We start from the raw sequence: 25,365 nt of genomic DNA, 5'->3' as shown, positions 1-25,365 counted from the left end.
TTTTTGTTAGCCTTTATCTTTTATCTGTTTTAAATCAAATCCAAGCATAAAAAATGCCTTTTCAAATGATCTGATACTTTTATTAATTCCTAATCTTTCTTTGGTGCATTGTGTTATCCACGAGGAAATTAAGTTGGCATTAAATCCATCAATTCCTTTTGGGTGCTGGTTTTTAAAACCGTATAAAGCAGCTACTTTTCTTTCTCTACCTAAGGCACCACTAAAATTAAAAAGTTGATTTGAAAGTTTTTGAAATATTTCTTTCTGATTTTCTGATAAGCTATTATAATTTCTAATTAAAGTGAAGTTTAAAAATGCTGAAACCCTTGAATCATATATTAGGATATCAGGGTTAATAAATGAGTAGACCTTTGTCCATCCGCTTGACCATAGAATTGTGTCATTGATAAAATTTGGTTTCTCAAGAGTTTTCTGAAATGTCAAGAGTTCTGTAACCTTATGGATATATTTTTTAAGCTTTTTTTGCTCGTAAAGGTTTACAACTGATTTTACGTTCCCAGTTAAAACATTTCCCCAATCAAATATTTTCAAACAAACAATGAGAATTTGTTCCTCGCTTACGTATTTGGAATTTAAAATGATATTCCATTCTTGAAATTGTGCAATTCCAACATCTCCGTTGTATGCATATTTGTGGTCTGCTTCAAATATTGAATCAAATGAAATAACGCCTAATCGTTTTCCGTAATCAATATCTAGATAAGTTTGATTCATCAATTCTTTAAAAGAATCATAGTAGCCCAAGGATTTAAGAATAGTATCAACTTGATTTTTAGTCATTATAATAATTGTTAACCGTTGTCAGCAAACGTTTTTGTTTGATTTACTTTTTAGTTTATTCTATCTTCACCTTATGAAAAACACTAAGTTATCCGCCACCATTGATGAACAAATTGAAATTCTAAAGGGGCGAGGAATGACTTTAGATTTTGATGAGCAAAAAACTAAGGATATTCTTGGAGATATTGGTTATTATAGGTTAGGATTCTATTGGAGAAGTTTTGATCTAAAATATAGTGAAGATACAGAAGAGGAAGACCATAAATTTAAAGAAGGAACACATTTTTCGACTATTGTTGAATTATACTATTTGAATTACGAATTAAGGTTACTTTTATTAAGGTACTTGCACAGAGCTGAAATTAATTTAAGGTCCAAAATAATATACAGATTATCCAGAAAATATAAGACCAATCCATTATGGTTCTGTGATAAGAACATTATGGAGGCCAATTATGTTGATAAGTTTAACAATAGCATATATAAAAATATCAAATTCTGGAATAAGCCTATAAGTTACCATCACAAGAAATATGATGAAGATAAATATGCTCCTGCTTGGAAGACAATTGAATTTTTTGATTTTGGACAAACACTAGGTTTGTTTCAAAATTTAAAATTCGATGCAGATAGAAAAATGGTTATTAGAGATTATCCAGAATTCTTTAAAACCAATCATTTTCGTACTGCGATACGAAGTTTAATTGAACTACGAAACGCTTGTTCTCACGGAAGTGTTCTATTTGATTATAGAGGAAATAATACTTTACCATATATTGATGGGGTAAAGTATAATGAGAAAGTTCCTAAAAATTTTGACAGTCAACTGCGGCTTTTGTCTTATTTCATAGGTAAAATTAGTCAGAACAGAAAAAAGGAATTACATGAAAAACTTAATATGGTATTCGCTAAGTTTTCTACAAACCCTGAAATTGAAGAGATTGTGAAAAATGAGATAGGATATATTCATTTTAAATAGCATGAAAGATCTATATTGTTTATCTTTGCACCACAGTGTGCGATTAACATGGTTTAGCGTATCACTATAATGAAACTCTAGCCCAGACAATGTTCTGGGTTTTTTTATTTTCTGAAATGTTTGCTAACCTATTGATAACACAACTGGTAGTGTTAAATACATTTTGTAAATGCTTGTAAGCATTTACAAGCATTTGTCAATCTATTATTTAAGTAAATATAAACCTTTTTATATCAGACTTTTACGGAATTCCTCATTCGGCATTAAAACTGAGAAGCCAGGTAGTTTTTTACCTATTTCCCACCATATTTTTTAGGTATTGGGGCTGTTTCCGATTCTATAGTCCATAAAAGGCTTACGATCCACCAGCGATCGGCATAATAGGTGAGTTGATAGCTGTTTAATCCACGTTCTTCAGTTCCTTCCGAGTCTTTACCCTGAAAGGTCTGAAATACCTGCGCAATCCCCTGATAGGCATCAACCACTTTATGAATTTCCCCTGCTTCATAATAGGGGTCTTTCAGGAGGAAGAGGAACTCATCCAGCGTTACGGTTTCCGCTTGTGTAGCATCGGCAACCGTAAATAGGGCAGCCGGGTAAACTAAATTCCGAATGGCGGTCGTATCCATTTTTTCGCCTTTTTCGATTGTTAGTTTATCCAGGAGTTCATTGATGATTCCGTCAATAGTTTGTAAAGAAGCCTCCGGGTTTTCCTGAGCCCCGGAACTCCCTGAAGCGGTCAGGAACAGGAGTAGGCAAAGCAGATGTTTCATATCGTTTTGATTTGGTATTGCTCGTATATACTTCGTAGCACCCAACAGGGCGCTGGGATTTTAGGGGGATTTTCGTTTTTCGGTATAAAAGACTGTAAACGAATGCGGTATCTGTTGCGTAAATATAGCAGTTTACCCTAAACCCTCTTAATGGAATGACAAATTGGGGCTTGAAGTGCGCTATTAAGGGGTCGCATTAGGTGCTGTGACTATCAGGATACGTCGACACATCGTTAGCTTTTTAACAAATAGCAGTTGGGGTACTAAAAAGAAATAGCCGTTATTCCCTACTATAACGACCATTTCCAAGTGCTATTCAGCACCCGTTTTTCTTTAATTGGGGTTAAGCGGTTCGCTGCTTTTTCTGATACAACTTGCTGAAGATTAAAAACAGCACTCCACAACTGATCCACGCCGGTAAGGTGAGGAAGGAGAGGAATACTTCAAATTGAATCGAAATGAAGTAGAACACGCCAAAGCTTAAGGCCCAGGCACCAAACACCGCCCAGTTGAATTTGATTCCGGTTTTTTCGGCATAAAAGGATTGGATCCCGGCTTGTTTTCCAAAGAAATATTCGAACACAATGATGGCTCCAATAGGCGCCAGAATAAAGCCGTAGAGGGCTACAAAGCCTAAAAGCTTCATGGCAAATGCGGGGAATAAGCCTGCAATCGTGGCTACGGTACCGGCAATGATGGTTACCCAAAAAGTAGAAAGTTTGGGTATGATGGCCTGAAACGCCAGTCCGGCCCGGTAAATCGTAGGGTTAGCAGTCGTCCATCCTGCCAAGATCACGGCGATAATTCCAAAAACCCCAATGGCATTGTAGGCCAAAGGACCCGGAGCTACCGAAGGTGCTTCGCCACCTGCAAGCATAGCCTGGGCTTCAGGAGATTTAAGATACACCGCATACAGCAAAGCAGCGGCGATCCAAGCCACATAGTGACCGATGTAAATACCACCGGCGGTCGTCCATCCTGCACTTGGTTTTTTTGCAAAGCGGAACACCGACAGATCAGACATCCCAATGTGCATGGCCGCATTGGCAAACCAGGACCAGAGCACCACGTGCCAAAACGTATATTTTACCTGTCCCGGAAAGGGTTCACCACCGTCTCCCCAGATGTTCCAAAAATCTGTAAAACTGTTTACATCCAGTTGGATCAAAGCCACAACCCCACAGGCAATAAAAGCCACTACGATAATAGGCGACATCCAGTTGGCTGCTTTAGCCACGGTATTATACCCTTTTGCAGCGATGACGGAAATCACCGCGCCAATGGCAATAACGATGATCACCCAGGTCAGGCTGTTGGGTGTGGTGTCTGTAAGTTTGGGCATTTCCATATCAAAGGGAATCCCCACTGCAGTTGCCGACACGGTTATCATCGCTCCGGCGAGAAAACAGAATAAGACTCCGTTTGCAAGGTTGTAGGCGGTTACCAGACGGGTACCACAGATTTTTTCTAAATGAAAGTATAAGGTATATCTGAATTTTGTACCGATCTCGGCAGTCAAAAACCGCCAGCTCAACACCGCCATCAGGTTACCCAGCAGCAGGCCTACAATCAGGTCAAAAGCACTTACCCCGGTCGTTAAAAACAGAGGACCGATGACAAACTCGGTTCCGGCTGCGTGCTCGCCAGCATACATGCCTAAAAAGGCTTTCCAGCTCTGTAGTCTGGACTGGGGTACGCGTTCACGTTCAAATTCGCCGCCGGCAATGGCTTCAATGGCTTCTTCTTCCTGATTGTATTGTGACATTAGCTTAGGTTATTAAGTGTTTGGGCAGGTCTTCGACCCGCTCGCAAACCAGTTGATCCATTACTTGTTTAAATTGGGTTTTGAGCATCCCGATCGTGTGATCCCCGCCTTTGTTGCCTAATGCGCCACAGCCGTACATAAACGAGCGGCCCATAAAGGTAAATTTGGCTCCACAGGCCACCGCCCGGGCGATATCGGGACCAGAGCGCAGGCCACTGTCCATCATCACCTCGATCTGGTCGCCGTAGGTGGCTGCGATTTCTTTCAGCGAATTGATAGTCGATTGGGCCGCATCCAGTTGGCGTCCACCGTGGTTGGAAACGATGATGCCGTCAAAGCCCATACGTATCGCATCCTGCGTATCTTGCAGGGATTGTACGCCTTTAAGTACCAATTTGCCCTTCCAGCGGTCGCGGATGGGTTTTATTTTTTCTTCGTTGAGTTTCCCCGAAAAGGTACGGTCCATAAACGCACCCAGTTGCTTTAGATTTAAACCTTCCGGCGTGTAGGGTTTGAGGTTTTCAAAAGTAGGCTGACCGTATTTGAGCGTGTTGTACGCCCAGGTAGGTTTGCCTAGGATTTGCATGATATTCTTAACAGACATTTTAGGCGGAAGCGCCAATCCGTTTTTAAAATCCCTTGGGCGAAAGCCAAAGGTAGGCACATCGCACAGCAGGACGAGAACCGGGCAACCGGCTGCTTCCGCACGGTCAATAATGTTGTTGCGCACCGCGTCTTCCACCGGATTGTACAACTGAAACCAGGCATTGCCTTCGGTGAGTTCGCTGGCTTTTTCAATATCCATTGTCGTTACCGTACTCAGGATAAACGGAATGTTGTGTTTGTGGGCAGCCTTAGCTAAAATCGCAGGCGAGTTGGGCCACATCAGCCCCTGAAGGCCTACCGGAGCGATACCAAAAGGGGCATCAAATTCCATTCCCAGTACTTTGGTTTTGGTGGAGCTTTCACCATAATTGTTGAGGTAACGCGGTTGCAACTGCACGTCGCGAATTTCAGAGGTATTGCGTTTGATGCTTACATCTTCATTACAACCTCCGTCGAGGTATTCAAAGGCAAATGCCGGAACCCGACTTTTTGCTTTGGTTCTTAAATCATCTACAGAAGGATACGCGGTGTCAAAAGAATTGGCCATAATTTTCATTTTGCGATGAAGGGAATATGCTTTTTCATCGAATAGTTTTTCTTCAAAAATTTAGAATTCAGTTGCGTATCAGAGATGCAAATCGCGGCGCCCAGGGCAGACCCCAGCGAGGAATCTGTGGTGCGCAATTCCATCGCTCTAAAATGATGTGAAAGCAGTTGGATGTATACTTCGTTATCGCTAAAACCGCCGTCTACAAAAAGCTTTTCAATAGCCATGCTGCCTTTGGCACTTTTGATACTCGCGACCTGAAGCAATACCAGCTCTACCATCAAGTGATGATACGCGTGTTCAAAAGTAGTATATCTTAATGTAGTTTTGTGTGGCATATTGGGAACATCAATCGATTCCCAGTGAAAAAGCGGCTCAAAGTCTTTGTGAATCTCGTAGTGTATCTCCGGATCAAATTTTACGGTTTTGTGGTAATCAGCTTCAACACCATAGTGTTTCGCCAGCTTTTTAACCTGAATGCTGTATTCATTTCCCAGAAACAGCCGCGCCGATTTTACTGGTTTGCCGTTGATGCGCATGTAGTTGATGCAATCATCTTTAACATCCTGTTGGGTCAATAAACGATCGGTAAACGGGTTGAGCGAAATACTCCAGGTACCTGTCGAGATCAGAATAAACGGTTTGCTCAGGCTGCGCACGTAGGGCAGGAGGGCAGCACTGCTGTCGTGAATACCCACGCCAATTTTAATACGCTTGCCGTTGTAATTCATATTGACGCTCGTTTCGGTAGAAACGATGGGCGGCAGGATTTGATCCAGTTTTTCGGCATAGACCCAATCGTGATAATCCCTTTCCTGAAAATCCCAAAGGGCGGTATGGCAACCTATGCTGGTGTATTCGCTTAGCGGAATTCCCGTAAATACAAAACTCAAATACTGCGGCAGGTGCAACGAATATCTGATCTTTTTAAAAACTTCCGGTTTGGTGTTTTTGAGCCAATACAATTGCATCCCGGCATTGAGCATTCCGGAGCTTGAAGAACCCGTTTGTTGATGAAAATCAGCTTCCGGGCCATATTTTTCATAAAAGCTATCTATGATTTCCTGCGGAATGCTTTTGGTATAATTGTACATCGGGAAAATCACCTCGCGGTTTTCATCCAGATGCACCAGACTGGCGCCGTAAGACGAAAAGTTGATGGCCTTAATATTGTATTTCTCGGTCTTCAGGATGCGGTCAAAAACCGTTTTAAGCCAGTTGCGCAACGCGGAAAGGTCTTCGGTGGGATGTCCGTCTTCATCTTCGATCTCGTCAAACTGCACATATTCGCGATACACCTCCTGAAAATCTTCGTCAAAAAGGAAGAATTTCTTGTTGGTTTTACCGATATCAAAAATAGCCGTTACTGTTTGTTTCATCAACTGCTTCTTTCGGAATTAAAGTCCTGTAGCGATGGTGTTCTTACCCCGCTCTTTGATCAGTTGCTCGCGTACTTCCAGTTTTCGGTAGGCAGCAATAGGGTTGATCACCCCGCCGGTTTTTAAACGGGCTTCCCGGACCAGCGGTCTAACATCGGTACGATAGGCTTCCTGCAAAATCTCCTGGCAACGTGTTACATCATGTGCTTCCTGTGCAGCTCGTAAAGCATTCTGATCGATCAATAAGGCCTTGGCATAGGCTTCCTGGATCGCCTCTAAGGACTGAATTAAATCCTCTAACGGATCTTTAAGGTTGTGGCTCGCATCGATCATCCAACCCAATTCCGGATTTTGTGGGTTGTTTTGCATGCCGTACACGAGTTCGTTAAAAATAAGAAACAAGGCATAAGGCTTGATGCTCCCTACGGTGATGTCATCATCCCCGTATTTACTGTCGTTAAAATGGAAGCCTCCCAGTTTACCTTTCAGCATTAAAATTGAAACGATCTGTTCAATATTGGTATTCGGTAAGTGGTGCCCCAAATCAACTAAGGTATAGGCGCGTTCACCGCAACCGTTTGCTAACATTAATGAAGTACCCCAATCCTGAATAACTGTACTGTAGAAATAAGGCTCATACGGTTTATACTCGATGAACATTTTCCAGTCTGCAGGCATATCTTCATAAATGTCTATCAGGCTGTTTTGGGTATGGGTTAAAGCTGTTTGAAAATTGTTCTGCCCCGGGAATGAAGCTCCGTCTGCTAACCAAACGGTAAGACTTTTAGAGCCCAGTTTGTTACCAATTTCAATCACCTCTTTATTGTGTGCAATCGCTTGCTCCCGTACCGCTACACTTGTATTACTCAGCGAACCGTATTTATAGGTTTCCTTTTGATCTTTTTGATCCTGAAAGGTGTTGCTATTCACCGCATCAAACTTGATCTTGTTAAGCGCAGCAAGCTCTTTGATCGCCTGGTAGTCATTAGGTACATCCCACGGAATGTGAAGGGAAACAGCCCCGGCGGTCTGAGTAAGGCTGTGAATCAAGCCAATATCTTCAATCTTTTGCTCTAAAGAAGCCGGTTCCCCCCCGTAAGAGAATCTTCCGAAGCGTGTTCCTCCGGCACCCAACGCCCAGCTGGGTATGGCTACTTGAAATTCGGCTAGTTTATTGATGATGTTTTCTACATCTGTACCGTCTTTTGACAACGATTGAGTGAGAAAATTAAATTTGGTTTTATGATCTGAAATTCCTGATTTATTCAGGTCTTCGAGTTGTTGTTTTTGAATTTTCATAACCGGATTTTAGAATGCTGAAAATTAGCAGAAACTTCCGGAATCTTCAAAGATACCGGAGTTTCTGTTAATCTTAAACCATTCAATTAAAATTAGCGTACAAAAGCATTGGCCATACCCCCGTCTACATTGATGGTATTGCCCGTACTTTTAAGAAGTACTCCCACACAGGCAAAAACACCTTCTGCAATATCATCTGGCAGGATGATCTCGTTCAGTAAATTGCGTTTTGCATAATGAGCAGGTAAGTCTTTAACTTCAATACCATAGGCCTTGGCGCGGCCTTCTGCCCAGGCACCTTCCCAGATTTTGCTACCTACGATAACCCCATCCGGATTCACGGTGTTCACCCGTATTTTATCGGGTCCCAATTCAGCAGCTAGCAAACGTGTCATGTGTTGCTGTGCAGCTTTAGCCGTACCGTACCCTACATTGTTAGGTCCTGAAACGAGTCCGTTTTTACTGGCAATATTTACAATATCACCACCCAGACCTTGTTTGCGCATTATGGCAACACCTTCCTGGGCCATGAGGAACTGTCCTTTTACCAAGACATCCTGAAGTAGATCCCAATCTTTTTGAGTAGTATCTTCTAGAGGTTTAGAGATTGCAAGCCCTGCAGAGTGAATCACGATATCTACACCACCGAAAGCAAGACACGCTTCTTTATAGGCATTTTCAATTGCATTCTGGTTCGTCACGTCACAGACAGCACCGGCAACCTGATCTTTCTTGTAAGTAGCAACTGCCTCTTGTAAAGCTTCTTTGCTCATATCAGTAAGTACCACATTGGCACCTTCTGCGACCAGTTTATTTGCAATCGCTTTACCAATACCACCGGCAGCACCGGTTACAATTGCTACTTTACGGGAAAGCGGTTGTTCTTTTGGCATGCGTTGCAGTTTTGCTTCTTCCAGAAGCCAGTATTCAATATCAAAGGCTTCCTGACGCGGAAGAGACGTATAGCTCGTAATAGCTTCTGCACCACGCATCACATTGATCGCATTGATATAGAATTCGCTTGCTACTCGTGTAGTCTGCTTGTTTTTAGCAAAGCTGAACATACCCACCCCCGGATATATTATGATCACCGGATTAGGGTCACGCATCGCCGGGCTGTTGTCGTGCTTGCAATTTTCGTAATAGTCTTTATATTCCTGACGGTACTTTTCAAAAGAAGGTTTCAATTGTTCCAAAACGGCTTCCGTATCGTCCAGGTCATCATCTTTATGCAGATTGAGAATTAACGGCTGAATTTTAGTTCGTAAAAAATGATCAGGACATGAAGTTCCCATAGGAGCAAGGCGTTCCAGATCATTGCTGTTGATGAACTGCATCACCGTTTCAGTATCTGTAAAATGACCAATCATTCTATTTTCAGAAGAGGCTAAACCTCTTAAAAGAGGCATTAGCTTGGCTGCCTGGTCTTTGCGTTTTCCTATAGGTAAACTCACCACTTTTTCGCCGCCAAAAACACTGCCTTTTTCTTTTACCTTTTCCTCGATATAAGAAGAAGCTTTTTCGATAACTTCAAGACTGTTGATGTAGCATTCGTAAGAGGTATCTCCCCAAGTAAACAAACCGTGACTCCCTAAAACAATTCCGCGAATTCCCGGATTTTCATTCAGGCATTTTTCCAGTTGAAGACCTAAGTCAAAACCAGGACGTTGCCAAGGTACCCAACCCATAGTATCTCCCCAAATTTCTTTAGTCACTTGCTCACTGTCTGCTGCAGCTGCAATTGCGATCAAAGCATCAGGATGCAGGTGATCTATATGTTTAAAAGGAAGTAATCCGTGGAGTGGGGTATCTATAGATGGTGCTTTAGAATCCAGATCGTAAATACAGTGGTTAAAAAGTCCTACCATACGATCTTCATCTTCCAGCCCACCATACACATTTTTAAGGTTTCTCAGACGCTCTGTATATAAACCTGCAATGCCTTGTCTGGTTAGTGTACCTATATCTCCCCCAGAACCTTTTACCCACATCACTTCAACATCTTCATTGGTAAGTGGATCTTTCTCTATGGTTTTGCAGCTGGTATTTCCGCCGCCATAATTTGTAATTCTTAAATCTGCGCCAAGGATATTTGAACGATAGAGAAAAAGAGCAACCTGATCGTCACCTAATTCTGCAGCTTTTTGTTCATCCCAAAGATAATCTACGTGGCTAAAAGTTTTTTCCATTTTTAGTTTGTAAAGGTTAAAGCATCTGTTCTCAAAATTATATGTTAACGAGAAGGAAGCCATCCTGTGCTGTACTGCAACATATTTGTTTTAATACGTTTTTCTTTTGATTAGATTTACCAAACACAAACAAATACATGCTTCTCTAATATGTCTCAGAATGTTGAAATTAAAATCAATGAAGAATCCAGAATACCTAAATACAAGCAAATTGTTGATTCTATTATAGATGATGTTGCCAAGGGAAAATTAAAAGTAGGGGCAAAAATCCCTTCTATAAATGAGCTGAGTGAAGCCGCTTATTTAAGCAGAGATACTGTAGAAAAAGCCTATAAAATTCTTAAAGAACGCAAGGTGATCATCTCGGTAAAAGGGAAGGGGTATTATACGGCAAAAACTGAATTGATATCTAAGATCAATGTTTTTTTTCTGATTAATAAACCCAGTTCTTATAAAATGATCATTTACAATCATTTTGTAAATACCCTGGGTGTAAATGCTCACGTAAATCTATCTATTTATCATTGCGAAGAGTCTTTGTTTGTCAACGCTATCGAGAAGAATATCGGCGCTTATAACTATTACGTGATCATGCCGCATTTTAAAGATAATAGCCTCAACCATGTGAGTTTTACTCCTGAGGTTTTAAAAGCCATTGAGCTGATACCGAAAGACCAATTGTTGATGGTAGACAATACCAAACCAGAGATCAAAGGGAATTACGGGTCAATCTATCAGGATTTTAAAGAAGATATCTACAATGCCCTTATAGAAGGAATAGCAAAACTCAAGAAGTACGACCGCCTGATTCTGGTTTATCCGGAAAAATTGATCCATCCCTATCCGCGACGAATATTACACGGGTTTAGGCAATTTTGTATGAACTATGATTTTGAGTACGAAGTGCTCAATGAGATTTATGATGATATGGAGTTTGAAGGTAAAGATGTCTATATCACTATTGAAGAAATGGACCTTGTTAACCTCGTTCGTCAGATACGCAGTCGTAATCTCGTGATGGGTGAAGATATCGGGGTGATTTCTTATAATGAAACTCCCTTAAAAGAATTGCTGGGAATAACAGTGATCAGTACTGACTTTAAGGCTATGGGCGAGACCGCTGCCTATATGGTTTTAAAAAATAAGAAGGAGCAAGTGAAAAACGTCTTTAAGTACATAGAACGCAATTCAGTCTAGAGTCTTAGAAAGCTTTATAAATAGGTATATCATCATAGTGCAGGATAGTACTTTCTATACCATATTGTATTTTTAAAGCAAATCTTGAAATTTCAACGAATGCGTATTATTTGCTGGTTTATATTCTTAATGTTTGGGACCTGTTTTTCCCAAAATACAACCGATTACGCATTTAATTTTAGTTCGCACAAAACTTCAGAAGCTGGGATACACCTGACAAGCACGTTACCGTATAACGCCGCAATTGGGTATGGTTTTGATTTTGGGACCGCTTATAAAACTTCATTTGTGAAGCAAGGTTTACTAGCTTCCGGGCCTATTTATTTTTCTGTAAACCTGCCGGAAGGAACCTATAAAGTAACCCTTATCCTTTCAGGAAAGAACACTGAAACGACGGTAAAAGCTGAATCGAAGCGCCTGTTTATTCCGCGATTAAAAATAGATTCCCATAAGCGTATTACGACCAGTTTTGTGGTGAATGTTTTCAACTCTAAAATAGCTCCGGGATACGATGTTGCTCTTAAAGATCGCGAGTTGGGTAAATTAGACTGGGATCACAAGCTCACTCTTGAGTTTTTAGGAAACAGTATCCTTGAATCTTTGAAAATAGAACAAGTTAATGGTATGAAAACCTTGTTTTTAGCAGGGGATTCTACCGTTACCAATCAGGATGTGGAGCCCTGGGCTTCTTGGGGGCAATTCATAACCGCATATTTAGATGATAACATTGCAGTCTCTAATCAGGCTTCTTCGGGAGCATCTCTGGCATCCTTTAGAGGAAGCAGAATTGACAAGGTCTTGAGTGGGCTTAAACCGGGAGATTTTGTGATCATTGAATTTGGTCATAATGACGAAAAGATCAAAGGCGAAGGCAATGGTGCCTGGGGGTTATACACTGAAATCATGACCGATTTTATTAAGCGTATCAAAGAGAAAGAAGCTACTCCCATACTCATCTCTCCTACACAACGCAGGGCTTTTGACGGTAAAAACTTAAAACCAACGCATGGCGATTTTCCCGATGCGATGCGTAAAGTAGCAGAGAATGAAGATGTAACTTTGATAGACTTAACTCAGATAAGCACCCAGATGTATGAAGCCTGGGGGCCGCAACTTTCCAGAAAAGCCTTTGTGCAGTACGCAGCAAATATATTTCCGGGGCAAATACAGGATCTGGAAGATAACACGCATTTTAGCAATTTTGGAGCAAACGAGATCGCGCTTGCTGTGGCAAATGCTATTAGAAATTCGGACTCTGAATTGAAAAATTATATTGCTTCTGAAACCCCTAACTACAACCCTTCTCAACCTAATTCTGCAGGCAGCTATACGATACCGTTTAGCAGTCGTTTTCAAATTGAAAAACCAGACGGTAATTAAACAACACTTATGAAAAAAAATCTTCTTGTATTTAGTCTTTACTGTTTCAGCTTTATAAGCTGTATCGCTCAGCAAACTGATAAAATCTGGCTTTCGGGAACTGATTTTGAACATCCCAAAACCTGGGATTTTAAAGTTTCGGGAGGGAATAACAGTGGGAGCTGGTCTACCATAGAGGTGCCCTCACAATGGGAGCTGCAGGGTTTTGGTGAGTATACTTACGGCCGCTGGTATAAAGAACTGGAGCAAGAAGAGCCCAGCAAAGAAGAGGGTTTTTATAAGCTCAATTTTGAAGTGCCGGCATCTGCAAAGGGGGAAGTTGTTACGATACATTTTGGTGGCGTGATGACCGATACCGAAGTTTCCGTAAATGGAAAAGTGGTTGGCCCGAAACATCACGGTGGTTTTTACGAATTTGAATACGATATTACCGATTTTGTAAAATTTGGAGCAGAAAATCTTCTTGAAGTGCACGTGTGGAAGCACTCTGAAATAGGGAGTGTAAATAACGCAGAGCGGAAGGCAGACTGGTGGCTCTTTGGCGGAATTTACCGTCCGGTTTGGTTGGAGATCAAGCCGAAAACGCATATCAATCACGTCGCTGTAGACCCCCAAATGGACGGGAGCCTAAAGGCTCACTTAAATATCGCTAACCCTTCAAGAAATTTGACTGTTCGGGCAAGTATTAAACCCCTTTCAGGGGAGGGTGAAACTTTTGAAGCGCAGAGCCTTGAGTTGCGTGGAAAAGCGGAGGAAGAAATTCAATTTAAATGGGATGAGGTCAAAACCTGGGATCCTGAAAATCCGAATCTGTACATCTTGACCCTGCAATTGCAACAAAACGGAAAAACCATTCACGAGATTACCGAGCGCATAGGTTTTAGAACTCTTGATTTTAGAAAGCGGGACGGCATTTACGTAAACGGAACCAAGATCAAAATGAAAGGCATCAACCGGCACAGCTTTTGGCCGGAAGGAGGCCGCAGCACCAGCAAGCGCATCAGCGTGATGGATGTGAACCTGATCAAAGATATGAATATGAATGCGGTGCGGTTTCACTATCCGCCGGATGATCACTTTCTGGAAGTGGCAGATTCACTCGGACTATTTGTTTTAGACGAACTCGCAGGCTGGCAAAATCCGTATAATACCGAGACCGGGAAAAAACTCATCAAAGAGATGGTAGACCGAGATGTCAACCATCCTTCCGTAATTATCTGGGATCAGGGGAATGAAGGCGGCTGGAATTATGAACTGGACGACGAGTTTGCCAAGCACGATCCTCAAAACCGCATCGTGATCCACCCGTGGTCTGACTTTAACGGCTGGGATACGCATCACTACCCTACGTATTTAACCGGCGTACATCGCTTTGGGAATGGCGAAAATGTGTTTTTTCCCACCGAGTTTATGCACGGAACTTATGATAACGGGATAGGAGCCGGACTCAAAGATTTTTGGGAACACTACAGCGAGAGTCCGTTGTTTGCCGGTGGATTTATATGGGCCTTTGTAGATGAAGCTGTTTTACGTTCAGATTGGACAGGCGATGAGAAATTTGATTCCAAAGGCAGTTTGGCGGCAGATGGCGTTTTAGGTCCACATCGTGAGAAAGAGGGTAGTTTTTATACCGTAAAAGAAGTTTGGGCTCCCGTACAATTTAAGCCCAAAGCCATAAGCGAAACCTTTGACGGAAGCTTTTTGGTAACCAATGACTATCTGTTTAGTAACCTGAATACGGTAAGGATGAACTATCGCGTGATACAGGCTGATGCCAAAGCCCTCTATCAGCCGGGAACGGAAACCCATATCGTCGATTCGGGTAGTATTGAAGTGCCCGATGCTTTGCCTGGAGAAACCCGAAAACTACAGATCCCTGTTTCACCCGACTTTTTTTACGGAGATTGGCTGGAGATCACGGCGACAGATCCCCACGGTCGCGAGATTTATACCTGGACCTGGCCCATTCATAAAGCTGATTATTATGCTGAAAAATTTGTATATGCTGGTGAAAGCACTCGAGCTGCTACCGGCAGCAGGCAAGGTAGCGTTGTCACACTTCGTGCAGGAGCATTAAGTTTACAGCTGGATGCCCAAACTGGTTATATCACCGATATTAAAGATGGAAAGCGTTCCATCCCTTTTGTAAACGGTCCGCAACCTATTGGGATGAAAGCTGAAGTTGATAAGGTCACCCTTTCACAAGAGGGTCAACAAGCTGTTTGCCGTATTGATTACAACGGGGGAATCGATCACATCACATGGACGATGTATGCGGATGGTCGTGTACATATGGAACTCATCGCATTAAAAAACGCAGGAAGAAGCAGCGGTTTTGACGGCGCTTTTTATGAGGGAGATATCGATAAGTTTGGGATCACGTTTGATTTCCCGGAAGAAGGTGTTGAGGGGATTACACTCTTTGGCCGCGGACCGTATCACACCTGGCGCAATCGCCTGCAAGGAATTGAGTACGGAATTTGGGAAAAAGAATACAACACAACCATAACCGGTGAGCGTTTTGAGAATCTGGTTTATCCAGAGTTTAAAGGCTATTACGCCAATTTCTTAGCGGGCAATCTACAAGCCGGTACCAATAGTTTTAAGGTGTTTAGTGAAAGCGATAAGTTATTCCTGCGCCTGTTTACACCCGATGAAGCCAAAAACGGATTTAGAGGCAGTCATTTTCAGCCCGATTTTCCGAATGGAAACATCTCGTTTATGTATGAAATTCCAGGGCAGCGTGCTTTTAAACCTTTGGAACAACAAGGGCCCAGCAGTCAGCCTTCAAATATTAGAATCAAAAGCGGTGATGAAGGAATCTCGATGAACTTGTGGTTTGATTTTAGGGAATAGGTGATAGAGGTGAGACTATAGATATTAGATAATTGAATTAAGACTCAAATGAGTTGCGCTAGGAATTGCAGTGAAAATCCCGGATTGTGAGCAGTCCGAGCAAACAGAATTGAAACGAAAAGCCCGACCCAAAGGGTTGCGCCCAAAATAGTAAAAGCATCATTTATGAAATTAGTAAAACTTTTCAGCCTTTTTATACTGGCTCTATGTTTTGTGCAATGTGAATCGGTCAATGCGCAAAAGCCAACGGTCTATTGTGTAGGAGATTCAACAGTAAAGAACGGTCAGGGCAAAGGCGATGGTGGTCTCTGGGGCTGGGGAGATTATATCGGGCAGTTTCTCGATACCACTCAGGTAGCTGTTGAAAACCACGCTTTGGGCGGAACGAGCAGTCGCACCTTTCAATCCAAAGGATTGTGGCAGCCGGTTTTGGACAGTTTGCAAAAAGGGGATTATGTGCTCATTCAGTTTGGACATAATGACAATGGTGCTTTAAATGACGATTCACGTGCACGTGGGACCATAAAAGGAACAGGCGAAGAGACCGAAGAGATTGACAATATGCTTACCGGGGAGCACGAAGTGGTGCACAGTTACGGGTGGTACCTTCGCAAGGTGGTGACCGAGGCGAAATCAAAAGGGGCTATCCCGGTGATAATGGCGCCCATACCGCGTAACGACTGGAACACTGGTAAAGTACCCCGCAATGCCGATTCGTATGGGGGCTGGGCAAAGCAAATCGCCGAAGAAGAAGGTGTCACTTTTATCGATTTGAATGATAAAATGGCTTCGGCAATGGAAGCCCGCGGGGAAGATCAGGTTACCGGACATTTGTTTTATAAGCGCGATCACACGCATACTTCGGCAAAAGGAGCGGTGCTTGCGGCATCCCTGATTGCAGAAGGACTAACAGAAAGCGATAATTCGTTAAAAAACTATTTGCTGGAGGATCCTGAAATCACACTTCCGCGAAAGCGAAATTTATTCATCATTGGCGATTCTACGGTTGCAGATAATGGTCAGGATGGTAAAACAGGCTGGGGCGTTTACTTACCCCAACACATCGACACCACCAGAATGACGGTTTATAATAAAGCCCGGGGAGGGAGAAGCAGCCGCACTTTTAGATACGAGGGCTTGTGGGATGCGGTAAAGTCTCAACTGAAGCCGGGAGATTTTGTGTTGATGCAGTTTGGTCATAACGATGGCGGAAATATTGATAAAGCAAAATACCGCGGTTCCCTCAAAGGAATGGGAGATGAAACCCAGGATGTACAGCGTGACAGCAGCGGTACGGAAACCGTGCATACCTACGGCTGGTATATGAAGCAATACATCAAAGAAACCGAAGCAGCAGGTGCAACACCTATCGTATTGAGTATGATACCCCGTAACGATTGGTCTGAAGGGAAAGTAGACCGTGCATCTGGCAGTTACGGTACCTGGGCTCAAGAAGCTGTGAATGAAGCCGGCGGTTATTTTTTAGACCTGAATGAAGCGGTGGCACAGAAATACGAAGCGATGGGAAAAGACAGTGTTGCTGTGTTTTTCCCAGATGATCACACGCATACCAACAAAGCAGGAGCCAAACTCAACGCACTTACCGTAGCAGAACTGCTTGAGGGTTTACGCCAAAGTGATTTAAGAGACTATGTTTTTATAAAAGAGGAATAGCATTAATTGCACAATAAAAGCCCGGTTTTACCGGGCTTTTTTAGTTTATAATTTGATCACTGTTGAGGTATTCAGTTGGGGTCATTTGAAATTGTTTTTGGAAATTACGCCCAAAACTCGTTGCTGAATTATAACCCACAATTTCTGCGACTTCATAGATTTTATAGTTCTCCGTTTTGAGTAATTCTGCGGCTTTCTTCAGGCGAGAAATATTGATGAGTTCGTTAGGGCTGAGGTTGGTGATTTCAGCAATTTTTCTATATAAAGTAGAGCGACTCATATGCATAATTTCGGCTAGCGTTTCTACGTTGAGATTAGAATCTGCCATATTATCAGCAATGGTATCGTCTAACTTTTTAATAAATGCATCATCGGTTTTGGTATTTGCAATACTGCGCATATGTGCGAGTGGAGACGTGGCATAATGTTGCATAATATGCTTTCGGTTCTCGATGAGATTTTCAACCTGTTTACTTAAAAAAGCTACAGAAAAAGGCTTGCTTACATAAGCATCTGCACCGCTCTCTAATCCTTCTATTTTTGCAGATAACGCGGTTTTAGAAGTGAGTAAAATAACCGGTATGTGACTGGTTTCAATATTTGTTTTAATTTCTTTACAAAGCATAAAACCATCTAGCACCGGCATTGCAATATCACTGATAACAAGGTGCGCGCTATGTTTTTCTAAAAGATTTAAAGCGATTTCCCCATTCTCTGCAGTGTAAACCTTGTAATGTTCATGCAATTCTTTTGCTACAAAGTCTCGCAGATCCTTATTGTCTTCTGCGACTATGATAACCGGTTTAGTTCCTGAAGTTAGTTTCTCAGGTTTTTTGGGTATAACTACTGGTTCTTGTTCTGGAGTTTTCTTATCGTACAACTCAAAATGATTTTTTTGATGAATAGGAAGCTGCACCACAAATGTATTTAAGGTTTTGTCTAAAGTCACCAATTTAAGACTGCCGTCGTGCATCTCGGTTAACGAGTGGGCAAGCGATAAACCGATACCAGTACCCGATTGGTTCTCGCCTTCAGAAAGGCGATAAAAAGGCTCGAATATTTTTTTGCTCATTGTTTCAGGGATGATATACCCGTCGTTCTTAACACTAATTGTAAAATGAATCGCTTCTTTTTTAAGTTGGATATAGATCTGTTTATCTCCGTATTTTAGAGCATTACTAATGAGATTGCTCACTATTTTCTTAAGCGCTTCTGCATCTACAAAGGCGACAACATTGTCCTCAATATCCAGATGCAGTTCCATATTTCTATCTGCAATAGCTTCCGTAAACCTACTCTTTGTTTTACGTACCAGTTGTGAGATGTCAGTCTGAACGAAGGTGAGACTTATATTTTCAATTTCCGTTTTTCTAAAATCCAATAACTGGTTCACGAGATTCAGAATACGCGTGGTATTCTTATTCATTATGGAAAGATGACTTGAGATCTCAGGATATGCTTTCTTATTGTTTAAGATCTTTTCTAACGGACTTTTAATCAGGGTTAAGGGAGTGCGTATCTCGTGAGAAATATTGGTGAAGAATTCAATTTTAGCCTGATAGACTTCTTTTTCTTTTTTATCGTTTGCAAGTTTCATGCGGCGGTTATTTTTTCGCGCCAGATAAAGATGATATACGCGAAAAGCAACAGCAATAAGCAGTATTATAAAGAGTGCATACACTACAAATGCAAAGGTAGAAAGATAAACCGGCGGGAGAATTTCAATTTGTAAAGGAGTTGTTTCTTGACTCCAAACTCCATTACTGTTTTGCGATTTTACGTGTAGGGTGTAATCACCTGGGCTCAGTTTTGTAAAGTGTACGGTGTTTGTGGTGCCTAGAGCAACCCAGTTTGTATTCAGGCCGTCTAACTTGTACCAGTATTGTGTCATTTGAGGGGCATTATACCCCAGTGCTGCAAAATTGATACTGAAGGATGAGTCTTCAGGACCTAGTTTGAGTTTATCTAATGTTGTGATAGATTCTGGCAAAATGGGATTTTTATCCGTTTCATTTACCGAAATCTCTTTGTTGTTGATCTGTAAGCCGGTCAGGTATAAGGGTGACTCTAGGCTGTTTTCCATAAATTCTGACGGATTGAAACTAACCATCCCATTCACACTTCCCAGATAAATACGTCCATTTGGATCTTTGTAAGCACTGTTATAATTAAATTGATTACCTAATAAACCTTGTGCTTTTGTATAGGTATTTAAATTTTTAAAGTCGGAGTCAAATGAAGTTAGTCCATTAGAAGTAGTCGTCCATAATTTACCCGAGTCATCTTCTAGAATTGTATAGAAGACGTTGCTGGGAAAACCGTCTTGAGTAGTATAGGTTTTAAATTCCTGTGAATTTGGATTGTAAAGGTTTAATCCATTTTCTGTTGTAACCCACAAGCGTTGCGAGGCATCTTCATAAATACCATTTATGTGATTGTGACTTATTGTTCTGTTTTTTGAATTTTCCTCCTGATAGTATCCTTTTTCTTGATTTTTAGGGTTGTAATAATAGATGCCATCCCAATATGTACCGGCCCAGAGTATACCTCGAGTATCTTCAATAAAAGAAGTATAATGGTAGTTTTCAGGAAAATAATCGCTTATAACAAACTGGTCAGTTTTGGGATCTAATACTTTGATACCACGCACTGTCACAGCATAGACTTTTCCTTCTTTTGTTTTGACCAGACTGAATACAAAATTATTACGCTGTTTGCCCAGAGTACCTACTTGATAATGTTTTAAAATCCGGTTGGTATTGATGTCTATGAGGTCTATACCGTTGTCAAAATAGCTCACCCACATGCGATCACCATCAGGCATTAATGCATGAATATTGTGATGCGTTAAAATCCCACCGGATTCTTTAGACTTAAAGTTTGTAAATGTATCCGTTTTAGGGTTGTATTTACTAAGGCCATTATCCTCTGTACCTATCCAAATATTGCCGTTATGGTCTGCTTTAATTTCTCTAACAGCATTACCTGCAATTGAATTTTCGGCAGGTTTGGGAAAGAACTTTTTAAAGAATCGAGAAGTAGGAGTGTAATGATTCACTCCACCAAAATACGTACCGGCCCAGATACCGTCATTATTATCAATGGTTAAGGTGTAAATGGCATTATCAGAAAGGGCATACGGGTCGTTGTAATTTTTGGTAAGGTTGGTATACTCTTTAGTTTCTATATTGTAAATGTGAATACCAGATTCTGAAGCGACCCAGAGTTCCTTGTTGTCACGCAACGCCAGGCTGTGAATATAAAACGGGTTTTCAACCGGTAAAAACTGTTCGGTTTCTTTAGTCTTGAGGTTAAAAGAAAGCACTCCAAAATTATGTGTCCCCATCAATATCACCTCTTCATTAAGCATAAGAAGTGCGTTGATGTTAAAGGCAGACAATAAGACATTGGGTATTTTAAAGCCTAAGCTTTTAAAAGAATCGCTGTTTTCTTCATAGAGATAAAGTTCATCTAAACCTGCAGCAATGATAGCCCCGTTAGGAGTTTGTAAAAGCTGTGTACAAGTGAAGTAATTACTGGGAGGAAAATTTAAAGTTGTTTTTGTAGCGGGATTGAATCTGTAAATCGTTCCGTTGCCTATATACCAGAGATTACCCGAACTATCAGATTCGATATCGTGTATGATTATATCTTCAGTACCTTCAATTAAAGTGAAATTCTCTTGTTTATAATCATACTGAAATAAGCCATTATCTGTACCGGCATAAATATGTCCGTCAAGCTCTAGTATTGATTCTACGTAATTACCTAAAAGTTGTTTTTTATCATTTGTTTTATACTGAAAACGTTTAAAAGAATAACCGTCAAAACGATTCAAACCATCTTTAGTACCAAACCATAAAAAACCTTTTGAATCTTGTAAAGAAGATAAAACCGTATTATGCGATAGACCATCCTCTACAGTATAATGCTCAAAATAATAATCCTGAGCAATCAGATTTTGCGTTAAAAAAAGGGTTAGAAAAAAGGTGTAAATAAAATATTTCAAGGTCTAATAAATTAGGAGTCAAAAGATACAGCTATCAAGGCAATAAAACAGTTCAGCCTTTCAACATATCGTCCCATATAACTGTAAATATTTAGAAATAAGGTGTTTTTGAATTGATTTAATGCCAAATTGATACAAAAAACCGCTTTAAATAAGTGATTGTATATATTACTTTGAACTTCTTAAAGAATGTATTTTCAAAATTTACAACGTTGTAAATCTTTATGATCGAAATTAAATCAAATTCTAAATATGAAAAAAAATAAACTTTTAGTGGTACTGCTACTCGTTGCTGCGTCAGTATCTGCACAATGGAAACCTGCGGGTGACAAGATTAAGACTAAGTGGGCTTCTCAACTAGATGTGAATAATGTCTTACCAGAATATCCACGTCCTATTATGCAACGCGATACGTGGCAGAATTTAAATGGTCTTTGGGAGTATAGTATTCTGAATAAAGGAGCTGCTGCCCCTACCGCATACGACGGGGAGATCTTAGTGCCCTTTCCGGTAGAGTCAAGTTTATCTGGCGTGATGAAAGAAGTAGGTGCTGCTAAAGAAGTATGGTATAACCGGGAGTTTACGGTTCCTTCAAGTTGGAAGAATAAAGAGATTTTATTGCATTTTGGTGCGGTAGATTGGGAAACTGAAGTATGGATCAATGGAGTTAAAATAGGTTCACATACAGGAGGTTTTACACCCTTTACATTTGATATTAGTCCGTTTTTAAAAAGCGGCAAACAAGAATTGACGGTAAAAGTGTGGGATCCTACAAACGATGGGCCACAGCCTCGAGGGAAACAAGTTAAAAAACCTGATGGCATCTGGTATACTCCGGTAACCGGGATTTGGCAAACCGTCTGGTTAGAACCTGTGCAGGCAAAGCATATAGAAGATGTGCGTACCACTGCTGATATTGATAAGAGCACGGTTACCTTTGATGTTGCTTCAGCAGATTTTAGTTATGGTGATGTTGTTGAAGTTACTGTTTTAGATGGAAACAAAACGATCGCAACAGCAAAAGCAGCTGCTGGTGAGCAACTGATGATAACTATTCCAGACGCAAAATTATGGTCTCCAGAATCTCCATTCTTGTATGATACTAAAATAGAACTTAGCGCTAACGGAAAACCTCAGGATGTGATTAAAGGATATTTCGCTATGCGAAAAATCTCTAAAAAACGGGATGATAAAGGTATCGTGCGTATGCAGTTGAATAATAAAGATTATTTCCAGTTTGGTTCTTTAGATCAAGGCTGGTGGCCTGATGGTTTATATACAGCGCCTACTGATGAAGCTTTAAAATACGATATCATCAAGACCAAAGATTATGGGTATAATATGATACGTAAGCATGTTAAAGTTGAGCCGGCACGCTGGTATACGCATTGCGATCGCCTGGGGATTTTGGTTTGGCAAGACATGCCTAATGGAGATGATTCTCGTGATTGGCAAAATCAAAATTATCATAAAGGGAATGAGTTTGAACGCAGCGCCAAGTCTGAAGCGATCTACCGCAAAGAGTGGAAAGAAATCATGGATTATTTATACTCATACCCAAGTATCGTGATCTGGGTGCCGTTTAATGAATCCTGGGGGCAGTTTAAAACTGTAGAGATCACAGATTGGACTAATGAATACGACCCCTCACGTTTAGTGAATTCGGCAAGTGGCGGTAACTTTTTCCAGACCGGAGACATCTTAGATCTGCATCATTATCCGGCTCCTAAAATGTATTTGTACGATGCAAACCGCGTTAATGTGATTGGTGAGTATGGCGGCATAGGTTTGCCATTAGAAGGGCATTTATGGAAAACAGGTAACAACTGGGGTTATGTGAAATTCAACAATTCTAAAGAAGTTACAGATGAGTATGTTGCTTATGCCGAAAAGCTAAAAGAGCTCGTAAGTGCTGGGTTTTCTGGAGCGATATATACACAAACGACAGATGTAGAAGGGGAGGTAAACGGTCTTATGACCTATGACCGTGATATTGATAAACTTGATGTCAAACGGGTGAATAAAATCAATTCCGAAGTTATCCATGAACTCCATAACTAATAGATCTTAGGAAGTATTTCAAAATCATAGTTCTCAATTTTTTAATAGAGAACTATGATTTTGCTTTTTTTAAATCTAATTTTAACACGAAGTAAAACGTTTTACCATTTTTAGTATGAATTATAAGTCTCACAACTTTTTTAAAAAAATTGCGCTATTATCAACAGCTTCTTTGTTGTTTATTAACTGTAGAAATGCTAATACAGATACCGCAAAGGCAGAAGGAACAGCGGTAAATCAGCCTAATATCGTGTTGATCATGGCAGATGATTTGGGTTTTTCAGATCTGGGATGTTACGGCGGTGAAGTTGATACCCCTAACCTCAATAGTCTTGCGGCGGGTGGTTTGCGTTTTAATTCTTTTTATAATACTTCCCGGTGTTGCCCTTCTCGGGCAGCTTTACTCACCGGACAATATCCACATCAGGCAGGGATAGGGCAGATGACGATGGATCGTAACCTTCCGGGTTATCGAGGTCGCTTAGATGATGAGACGGTGACTTTAGCCGAAGTTCTAAAAACTGCGGGATATCAGACCGGAATGGTAGGAAAATGGCACGTTTCACCCACTGAAGATTTGGGAGGCAATGAGCAATTAGAATGGTTGAATCATCAAACCGAAAAGGAAACTTTTTCAGATTTAGACACCTATCCAACAGCACGGGGTTTTGATAAATATTATGGAAACATTTGGGGTGTGGTAGACTATTTTGATCCGTTTGCTTTGGTTAATGGTACCGAGCCGGTAAAAGAAGTGCCAGATGATTTTTATTATACAGATGCCATAGGGGATTCTGCAGTAGCTTATGTGGATCATTTTGTAAAAGAAGAAAAACCTTTCTTTCTATATGTAGCGCATTGTGCTCCGCATTGGCCACTAATGGCTCCGGAAAAAGAGATCAAAAAGTACGAGCAGGTTTACGATGCTGGATGGCAAAAAATCAGAGAAGAACGTTATAAAAAACTGATCGAAAAAGGAATTTTTAAAGGAGATACCACAAAGCTTTCAGAATTTATGTTTCCTGATTTAGACTGGGCAAAAAACAAAGATGAGAAGTGGGATTCCCGGGCAATGGCGGTTCACGCAGCGATGATAGATCGTATGGATCAAAATATAGGTAAACTTATAGACAAGCTAGAAGCGACCGGTCAGTTAGACAATACAGTAATTCTGTTTATGTCTGATAACGGAGCAAGTTCTGAGCGCCCGTCACAATACGGAATTGGTTTTGACAGACCTTCAGAAACCCGAGAAGGGGAGGAGATACACTATCCTGTAAAGAAAAGTGAGAAGCACCTTCCCGGACCCGAAACGGTTATGTCTGGTATCGGTCCGGTATGGGCTAATGTGGCCAATACACCATTTAGATATTGGAAAGCACGTGTTTATGAGGGAGGAATCACCTCTCCATTTATCATTCACTGGCCTAACGGAATTAAAGAACGTGGAGGTGTAAAATCATCTGCAGCGCATATTATAGATATTATGCCTACCGTTCTAGAGCTTTCTGGTGCAGAATATCCCGAGGAATTTAATGGGAAGCAGATAGACCCATATATGGGTAACAGTATGGTTTCTGCAATTAAAAATGCTGAAGAAACCACGATAAATGAAACCTTGTTTTGGGAACATTTTGGAGCTGCTGCTTTGCGTAAGGGTGATTGGAAACTGGTTAAGTTAGACGCTAATGCACCTTGGGAATTGTATAATCTTAAAGAAGATCGTACCGAGATGCATAATCTTGCAACTCAATTTCCAGACCGGGTATCTGCGATGCAAGAAGAATGGAATACAATGGCACAGGAAACCGATGTTTTCCCAAATTAATAGCTAACTTTTCAATCTAAAA

General features: G+C 41.1%; 15 protein-coding genes. 7 read left to right on the top strand and 8 right to left on the bottom strand.

Translation table 11 applies throughout. The annotated features are described in order from the left end of the window. Nucleotides 1-6 precede the first annotated feature (6 nt). Nucleotides 7-801 carry a hypothetical protein gene (locus tag DSM02_RS03620; RefSeq protein ID WP_128764388.1) on the bottom strand — a complete coding sequence of 265 codons (795 nt, stop codon included), beginning with the start codon at nt 799-801 and terminating at the stop codon, nt 7-9. 73 nt (nt 802-874) lie between these two features. Between DSM02_RS03620 and DSM02_RS03615 the strand changes: the two genes are divergently transcribed. Beyond that, the gene (locus DSM02_RS03615) at nt 875-1,780 is read left to right on the top strand and encodes an Abi family protein (RefSeq protein WP_128764387.1); all 906 of its coding nucleotides are present in this window, start codon (nt 875-877) and stop codon (nt 1,778-1,780) included. A gap of 293 nt (nt 1,781-2,073) precedes the next feature. Here DSM02_RS03615 and DSM02_RS03610 read toward each other — a convergent pair whose 3' ends face one another. The 6 genes from DSM02_RS03610 to DSM02_RS03585 form a co-directional block, all read right to left on the bottom strand. Beyond that, nucleotides 2,074-2,553, bottom strand: a complete 480-nt coding sequence (locus DSM02_RS03610) for a hypothetical protein (protein WP_128764386.1) — start codon at nt 2,551-2,553, stop codon at nt 2,074-2,076. Nucleotides 2,554-2,896: 343 nt separating this feature from the next. After that, nucleotides 2,897-4,318 (bottom strand): purine-cytosine permease family protein, encoded by a 1,422-nt coding sequence (locus DSM02_RS03605; protein WP_128764385.1) that lies wholly within the window; start codon nt 4,316-4,318, stop codon nt 2,897-2,899. A gap of 4 nt (nt 4,319-4,322) precedes the next feature. Continuing rightward, nucleotides 4,323-5,471 (bottom strand): alpha-hydroxy acid oxidase, encoded by a 1,149-nt coding sequence (locus DSM02_RS03600; RefSeq protein WP_128764384.1) that lies wholly within the window; start codon nt 5,469-5,471, stop codon nt 4,323-4,325. Nucleotides 5,472-5,476: 5 nt separating this feature from the next. Further along, entirely contained in the window at nt 5,477-6,850 is a 1,374-nt protein-coding gene (locus tag DSM02_RS03595; RefSeq protein WP_128764383.1) for an FGGY-family carbohydrate kinase, read from the bottom strand. A gap of 18 nt (nt 6,851-6,868) precedes the next feature. After that, on the bottom strand, nt 6,869-8,149 hold the full coding sequence (locus DSM02_RS03590; protein WP_128764382.1) for a sugar isomerase: 1,281 nt from the start codon (nt 8,147-8,149) through the stop codon (nt 6,869-6,871). Between the two features lie 92 nt (nt 8,150-8,241). After that, nucleotides 8,242-10,338: a bifunctional aldolase/short-chain dehydrogenase gene (locus DSM02_RS03585; protein ID WP_128764381.1), complete on the bottom strand. Its 2,097-nt coding sequence runs from the start codon at nt 10,336-10,338 to the stop codon at nt 8,242-8,244. 150 nt (nt 10,339-10,488) lie between these two features. On the opposite strand from DSM02_RS03585, the gene DSM02_RS03580 reads away from it, so the two are divergent. The 4 genes from DSM02_RS03580 (at nt 10,489) to DSM02_RS03565 (ending at nt 17,445) form a co-directional block, all read left to right on the top strand. Further along, nucleotides 10,489-11,535 carry a GntR family transcriptional regulator gene (locus tag DSM02_RS03580; protein ID WP_128764380.1) on the top strand — a complete coding sequence of 349 codons (1,047 nt, stop codon included), beginning with the start codon at nt 10,489-10,491 and terminating at the stop codon, nt 11,533-11,535. 99 nt (nt 11,536-11,634) lie between these two features. After that, nucleotides 11,635-12,915, top strand: coding sequence for a rhamnogalacturonan acetylesterase (locus DSM02_RS03575; protein WP_240673972.1), 1,281 nt, complete (start codon nt 11,635-11,637; stop codon nt 12,913-12,915). 9 nt (nt 12,916-12,924) lie between these two features. Further along, on the top strand, nt 12,925-15,771 hold the full coding sequence (locus DSM02_RS03570) for a glycoside hydrolase family 2 TIM barrel-domain containing protein (RefSeq protein ID WP_128764379.1): 2,847 nt from the start codon (nt 12,925-12,927) through the stop codon (nt 15,769-15,771). A 165-nt stretch (nt 15,772-15,936) separates the two neighbouring features. After that, a complete protein-coding gene (locus DSM02_RS03565) occupies nt 15,937-17,445 on the top strand; it encodes a rhamnogalacturonan acetylesterase (protein WP_128764378.1) in 1,509 nt (502 codons plus the stop codon). Between the two features lie 40 nt (nt 17,446-17,485). Here DSM02_RS03565 and DSM02_RS03560 read toward each other — a convergent pair whose 3' ends face one another. Beyond that, entirely contained in the window at nt 17,486-21,454 is a 3,969-nt protein-coding gene (locus DSM02_RS03560; protein ID WP_128764377.1) for a hybrid sensor histidine kinase/response regulator transcription factor, read from the bottom strand. A 252-nt stretch (nt 21,455-21,706) separates the two neighbouring features. Here DSM02_RS03560 and DSM02_RS03555 point away from each other — a divergent pair, with 252 nt between their 5' ends. After that, nucleotides 21,707-23,515, top strand: coding sequence for a glycoside hydrolase family 2 protein (locus DSM02_RS03555; RefSeq protein WP_128764376.1), 1,809 nt, complete (start codon nt 21,707-21,709; stop codon nt 23,513-23,515). 115 nt (nt 23,516-23,630) lie between these two features. Beyond that, a complete protein-coding gene (locus DSM02_RS03550) occupies nt 23,631-25,343 on the top strand; it encodes an arylsulfatase (protein ID WP_128764375.1) in 1,713 nt (570 codons plus the stop codon). Nucleotides 25,344-25,365: the final 22 nt, after the last annotated feature.

It is taken from the genome of Leeuwenhoekiella polynyae (genome assembly GCF_004104075.1).
In the GTDB taxonomy this organism is placed as follows: domain Bacteria; phylum Bacteroidota; class Bacteroidia; order Flavobacteriales; family Flavobacteriaceae; genus Leeuwenhoekiella; species Leeuwenhoekiella polynyae.
The sequence above is the reverse complement of the archived record's forward strand: the minus strand, read 5'-3'. Positions and strand labels throughout refer to the sequence as shown.

Bases quoted from the DNA above. Each gene is read 5' to 3' on its own strand.
- DSM02_RS03620 (WP_128764388.1), bottom strand. From the start codon at position 801: ATGACTAAAAATCAAGTTGATACTATTCTTAAATCCTTGGGCTACTAT.
- DSM02_RS03615 (WP_128764387.1), top strand. From the start codon at position 875: ATGAAAAACACTAAGTTATCCGCCACCATTGATGAACAAATTGAAATT.
- DSM02_RS03610 (WP_128764386.1), bottom strand. From the start codon at position 2,553: ATGAAACATCTGCTTTGCCTACTCCTGTTCCTGACCGCTTCAGGGAGT.
- DSM02_RS03605 (WP_128764385.1), bottom strand. From the start codon at position 4,318: ATGTCACAATACAATCAGGAAGAAGAAGCCATTGAAGCCATTGCCGGC.
- DSM02_RS03600 (WP_128764384.1), bottom strand. From the start codon at position 5,471: ATGGCCAATTCTTTTGACACCGCGTATCCTTCTGTAGATGATTTAAGA.
- DSM02_RS03595 (WP_128764383.1), bottom strand. From the start codon at position 6,850: ATGAAACAAACAGTAACGGCTATTTTTGATATCGGTAAAACCAACAAG.
- DSM02_RS03590 (WP_128764382.1), bottom strand. From the start codon at position 8,149: ATGAAAATTCAAAAACAACAACTCGAAGACCTGAATAAATCAGGAATT.
- DSM02_RS03585 (WP_128764381.1), bottom strand. From the start codon at position 10,338: ATGGAAAAAACTTTTAGCCACGTAGATTATCTTTGGGATGAACAAAAA.
- DSM02_RS03580 (WP_128764380.1), top strand. From the start codon at position 10,489: ATGTCTCAGAATGTTGAAATTAAAATCAATGAAGAATCCAGAATACCT.
- DSM02_RS03575 (WP_240673972.1), top strand. From the start codon at position 11,635: ATGCGTATTATTTGCTGGTTTATATTCTTAATGTTTGGGACCTGTTTT.
- DSM02_RS03570 (WP_128764379.1), top strand. From the start codon at position 12,925: ATGAAAAAAAATCTTCTTGTATTTAGTCTTTACTGTTTCAGCTTTATA.
- DSM02_RS03565 (WP_128764378.1), top strand. From the start codon at position 15,937: ATGAAATTAGTAAAACTTTTCAGCCTTTTTATACTGGCTCTATGTTTT.
- DSM02_RS03555 (WP_128764376.1), top strand. From the start codon at position 21,707: ATGAAAAAAAATAAACTTTTAGTGGTACTGCTACTCGTTGCTGCGTCA.
- DSM02_RS03550 (WP_128764375.1), top strand. From the start codon at position 23,631: ATGAATTATAAGTCTCACAACTTTTTTAAAAAAATTGCGCTATTATCA.